Origin of the sequence: Streptomyces violaceorubidus (assembly GCF_000717995.1) — a bacterium.
Taxonomy (GTDB): Bacteria; Actinomycetota; Actinomycetes; order Streptomycetales; family Streptomycetaceae; genus Streptomyces; species Streptomyces violaceorubidus.
Map to the genome: position 1 here is coordinate 1 of NZ_JODM01000074.1, position 5,352 is coordinate 5,352.

At 72.5% G+C, this 5,352-nt stretch carries 2 protein-coding genes; both read right to left on the reverse strand.

Going from position 1 to position 5,352, the window contains the following annotated elements; all coding sequences use genetic code 11:
* On the reverse strand, positions 1-2,097 hold a 2,097-nt coding region (locus tag IE94_RS0133815; RefSeq protein ID WP_030192121.1), incomplete at its 3' end, for a type I polyketide synthase.
* A gap of 151 nt (positions 2,098-2,248) precedes the next feature.
* Positions 2,249-5,352 (reverse strand): SDR family NAD(P)-dependent oxidoreductase (locus IE94_RS0133820; protein WP_030192124.1); only part of this gene is annotated, 3,104 nt, incomplete at its 5' end.

Here is a 5,352-nt window from a genome sequence, read left to right on the forward strand (position 1 = left end):
GTGGGCGGGCTGCGGGACGGAGGCCATGGCTCCTCGCCCTGCGAGGTGTTCGCCGATGATCTGTGCGCGTACGGCGACGACTTTGGCGGCGTCCTCCAGCGACAGCGCACCTGCCACGGCGGCGGCGGCGATCTCGCCCTGGGAGTGTCCGACCACGGCGTCCGGACGGACACCGAGGTGCTGCCAGGTCGCGGCGAGCGAGACCATCACGGCCCAGGTGACGGGCTGGATGACGTCGACACGGTCCAACTCCGTGCCGGAGCGCAGAACGTCGGTCAGCGACCAGTCGACGTACGGCGCAAGGGCCTCCTCGCAGCGGGCGATCGACTCGGCGAACACCGGGACGGTGTCCAGGAGGTCCGCGCCCATGCCGGCCCACTGCGTCCCCTGCCCGGGGAACACGAACACCGTCTTGCCGGTCTCGTCGGGCGCGATGCCCTGCACGAGCTGCGGCGAGGGCTCTCCGAGCGCCAAGGCGTCGAGGGCCTTGAGGAGTGCGCTGCGGCTGCCGCCCACCGCGACCGCGCGGTGCTCGAACGCCGACCGGGTCGTGGCCAGCGCATGGGCGACCTCGGCGATGGCCGACTCCGGCCGCTCCTCGACGTACTCGCGGAGCTGTCGTACCTGCGCACGCAGGGCGTCCGCGGTCCGGGCGGAGATCACCCACGGCACGACCTCGCCCGGAGAGGCCGGCTGTTCCTCGTCCGCCTCGACGGGCGGGGCCTCCTCCAGCACGGCGTGGGCGTTGGTGCCGCTGATGCCGAAGGAGGAGATGCCGACGCGTCGCGGCCGGTCGGCCGCGGGCCAGCGCACCTCCTCCGTGAGCAGGGAGACCGCGCCGGCCTCCCAGTCGACACGGGAGGACGGCTCGTCCACGTGCAAAGTGCGCGGCAGCAGGTTCTGGTTGAGGGCCATGACCATCTTGATGACCGAGGCGGCACCGGCGGCGGCCTGGGTGTGGCCGATGTTGGACTTCACCGAGCCCAGCCGCAGCGGCCGGTCGGCCGGACGGCCCCGGCCGTACGTGGCGAGCAGCGCCTGGGCCTCGATGGGGTCGCCCAGCTTGGTGCCGGTGCCGTGCGCCTCGACCACGTCGACCTGGTCGGGGGTGAGCCGCGCGGAGGCCAGCGCCTGGCGGATGACCCGCTCCTGGGAGGGGCCGTTGGGGGCGGTGAGGCCGTTGCTCGCCCCGTCCTGGTTGATCGCGCTGCCACGGATCACGGCGAGGGCCTTGTGCCCGTTGCGGCGCGCGTCCGACAGCCGCTCCACCAGCAGCATGCCGACGCCCTCGGACAGTGCCGTACCGTCCGCGCCCGAGGCGAAGGCCTTGACGCGGGCGTCCGGCGCAAGACCCCGCTGCCTGCTGAACTCCACGAACGAGGCAGGCGACGACATGACCGAGATACCGCCGGCCAGGGCCATCGAGCAGTCGCCCTGCCGCAGTGCGTGGCAGGCCAGATGCAGGGCGACCAGCGACGAGGAGCAGGCCGTGTCGACGGTGACGGCCGGCCCCTCGAGGCCCAGGGTGTACGCCACGCGGCCGGACACCACGCTCGGCGTGTTGCCGATACCGAGATGCCCCTCCAGTTCGGCCGGCACCTCGGGCAGCCGGGTCGCGTAGTCCTGGTAGTTGCTGCCGACGAACACACCGGCCTTGCTGCCCCGCAGCGACCGGGGGTCGATGCCGGCCCGCTCGAAGGCTTCCCATGAGGTTTCCAGGAGCAGTCGCTGCTGCGGGTCCATGGCCAGGGCCTCGCGAGGCGAGATACCGAAGAACGCCGGGTCGAAGTCGGCGGCGTCGTAAAGGAATCCGCCTTCCCGCACATAGGACGTGCCGGAGCTGTCGGGGTCCGGGTCGTACAGCTTCTCCAGGTCCCAGCCGCGGTTGTCGGGGAACGCGGAGATCGCGTCACGGCCCTCGACGACGACCTGCCACAGGTCCTCGGGTGAACGGACGTCCCCCGGGAAACGGCAGCTCATCCCCACGATGGCGATCGGCTCATGGTCCTTGGCCTGCGCCTCGTCGAGCCGGCGGCGGGTCTGACGCAGGTCGTTGACGACCCGCTTCAGGTAGTCGCGGAGCTTGTCCTCGGTCATGTTCTGGGCGGCGTCGGAGGAACGGGCGGGCTTCGACATCAGGTCACGTCCTAGAAAGGCCAGTGGTCAGTTGTCACGGTGGGGAGCAGAGACGGCGGCGCGAGGTGCGGAAACCGGAGACCGGAAACCGGCAAGCGGTACGGCGACGGGATCAGAGCTGACCCAGCTCCTTGTCGATGAGGTCGAACATCTCGTCGTCGCTGACGGGGTCGAAGTCCGACTCCCCGTCCTCCGCGAGCCCGGCGGCGTCGCCCGTCTTCGCTGCGCCGCGGGTGTCGTCCAACTTCCACAGCAGGGCCTGCAGCCGTGCCGCGATCTTGTCTCGTGCGTCGTCTTCGAGAGCGGCGGAGTCGAGGAGGGGGGACTCGAGGAAGGCGGCCTCCAGCCGCTCCAGCTCCGCCGTGAGTGGCAGTCCGTTCTCCTGGTCCTGCGGTACGAGTTCGTCCAGCAGCAGCTGAGCGAGCGCGGCCGGGTTGGGGTGGTCGAAGACCAGGGTCGGCGTCAGCCGCAGCCCGGTCGCCGACCGCAGCCGGTTGCGCAGCTCGACGGAGGTCAGCGAGTCGAACCCGAGATCCTTGAAGGCCCGGTTCGCCCGCACCTCCTCGGGCGTGGCATGCCCGAGCACGGCCGTGACCTGCTCCCGTACGAGATCCAGCAGCATCCGCTCCTGATCGGCGCGGGCCAGCCCGGCGAGCCGGGCGGCGATCCCGGAGGCGGCTTCCTCGGTACGGACACCGGCCGCGGACGCCGTACGCCGGACGGCCGACGTGCGGACGACACTGCGGAACAGCGGCGCCATCACACCGGCCGCCGCCTGCGCGCGCAGCTCCGCCAGATCCAACCGGGCCGGTACGATCACGGCCTCATCCAGCGCGGTGGCCGCATCGAACAGGGCCAGGCCCTCGTCCGCCGACATCGGCGCAGCCCCGACCCGGGACATACGGGCCAGGTCCACGTCGCTCAGCCGCCCGGCCATACCGCTGCGCTGCTCCCACAGACCCCAGGCCAGCGACACCGCGGGCAGCCCGCGCCCGTGCCGATGGCGGGCGAGGGCGTCGAGGAAGGCATTGGCCGCCGAGTAGTTGGCCAGCCCCGCGCCGCCGAGGGTGCCCGACAGCGAGGAGAACAGCACGAACGCGGACAGGTCCAGATGCTCGGTCAGCGCATGCAGGTTCAGCGCCCCGTCGACCTTCGGCCGCAGCACCCGGTCGATCCGCTCCGGCGTCAGCGCCTCGACCACACCGTCGTCCAGGACCGCCGCCGTGTGCACCACGGCGCTCAGCGGACGCTCCGCCGGTACGGCGGCCAGCAGCCCCGCCAGCGCCTCCCGGTCGGCCACGTCACAGGCCGCGACCTCGACCGCGGCACCGAGCCCGGTCAGCTCGGCCACCAGCTCCGGCATACCCTCTGCGGTGGCGCCGCTGCGAGACGCGAGCAGCAGATTCCGGACCCCTCGCTCGGCCACCAGATGCCGCGCGAGCAACCGGGCGAGCCCACCCGAGGCACCGGTCAGCAGGACAGTGCCCTCGGCCCCGAATCCGGGGCCCACCGCGTCGGGCGCGGGGACACGCACCAGGCGCGGTGCGCCGAACTCGCCGCCGTCCAGCCGCAGCTGAGGCTCGTCACCGACGGCAGCGGCCGCCAACAGCTCCCAATCGGGCTCGGCATCGCCGGACCCGCCCGTCTCGATCAGCATGAATCGGCCGGGATTCTCCACCTGCGCCGACCTGACCAGGCCCCGGACCGGCCCACCGGTCAGGCCCTGCCCGGCCAGGATCACCAGCCGCGACGCGGCGAACCGCTCGTCGGCCAGCCACGCCTGTACGAGGTCGAGCGCACGGTGCGTGACCCGGCGTACGGCATCGGAAGCGGTGGTGCTGTCGGCGATGTCGGCGATGTCGGCGGTGTCGGCGTCGTCGGGGAAGGGTGCGAAGACCAGCTCAGGAACGGGGCCGGCCGCGGCGGCCAGGCTGCCGAAATCCTCGTACACGTCTACATTGCCGTGACCGCTGCCGCTGCCGCTCCCGCTGCCGCTCCCGCTGCCGCTCCCGCTGCCGCTCCCGCTGCCGCTCCCGCTGCCGCTTCCGTGTCCGCTTCCGATGAGCGCCCATCGTCCGGCCGGCGCATCCGATCGCGACACGGCAACCGGTACCCGTTCCACCCGGAACAGCGAGTCGCCGCGCGCCGCAGCGACCTGCTTCGCGCCGACCTGCCGCAGCGTCAGTACGTCGACCGAGGCCACCGGCCGACCCGCCGGGTCGGCCACCGTGACGGACACGGCGTCCTCACCGGCCAAGGCGATCCGCACCCGGCCCGCGACCGCGCCCTGGGCATGCAGCGTCACACCGCTCCACGCGAACGGACGCCGGGTCATCCCCTCACTGGGCTCGGCCAACAGCTCTCCCAGCCCCAGTGGTTGGAGCGCCGTGTCGAGCAGCGCCGGGTGGATGCCGTAGTCCCTGGCCTCGGCGGAGTGCTCCTCCGGCAGGGCGACCTCGGCGAACACCTCGTCACCGCGCCGCCATGCCGCCCGGAGCCCCTGGAAGGCAGGGCCGTACTCGACCCCCAGCGCGGCCAGGTGGTCGTAGGCATCCGTGACCGTGATCGCCTGCGCACCGGAGGGCGGCCACGCGGCGAGGTCGGAGTCCGCACTCGGGGACTGCTCTGTCGGCGCCAGCGTGCCGGTGGCATGCAGGGTCCAGGGCTCGTCGTCCCCGGCGTCCTGCGCCCGCGCGTGCAGGTTCAGCTCTCGCCGACCGGAGTCGTCGGTCTCCCCGAGCCCGAGCTGGATACGGACCCCGCCCTTCTCGGGCAGCACCAGGGGCGCTTCCAGAGTGAGTTCCTCCACGGTGCCGCAGCCGACGTGGTGACCGGCCTGGAGGGCGAGTTCGAGGAAGCCGGTGCCAGGCAGCAGCACGGTCCCGGCCACGGCGTGGTCCGCCAGCCAGGGGTGGCTCTGGAGGGACAGCAGCCCGGTGAACAGGTGCGTGTCCGTGCCCGCCAGCTCCACGGCCGCTCCGAGAAGCGGATGATCTGCGACGCCCAGCCCGATGGACACGGCGTCGACGGGCCGTACGGCGGCCGGTGCGGGCCAGTAGCGCTGGTGCTGGAAGGGGTAGGTGGGGAGGTCGGTGGGCCGGGCGGTGGGCCGGGTGCGGGGGATGGGCCAGTTGATGTGATGCCCGTGGGTGTGGAGGTGTGCTGCGGAGGTGAGGAGTCGGGTGAGGGTGCCTTCGTTGCGGCGGAGGGTGCCGG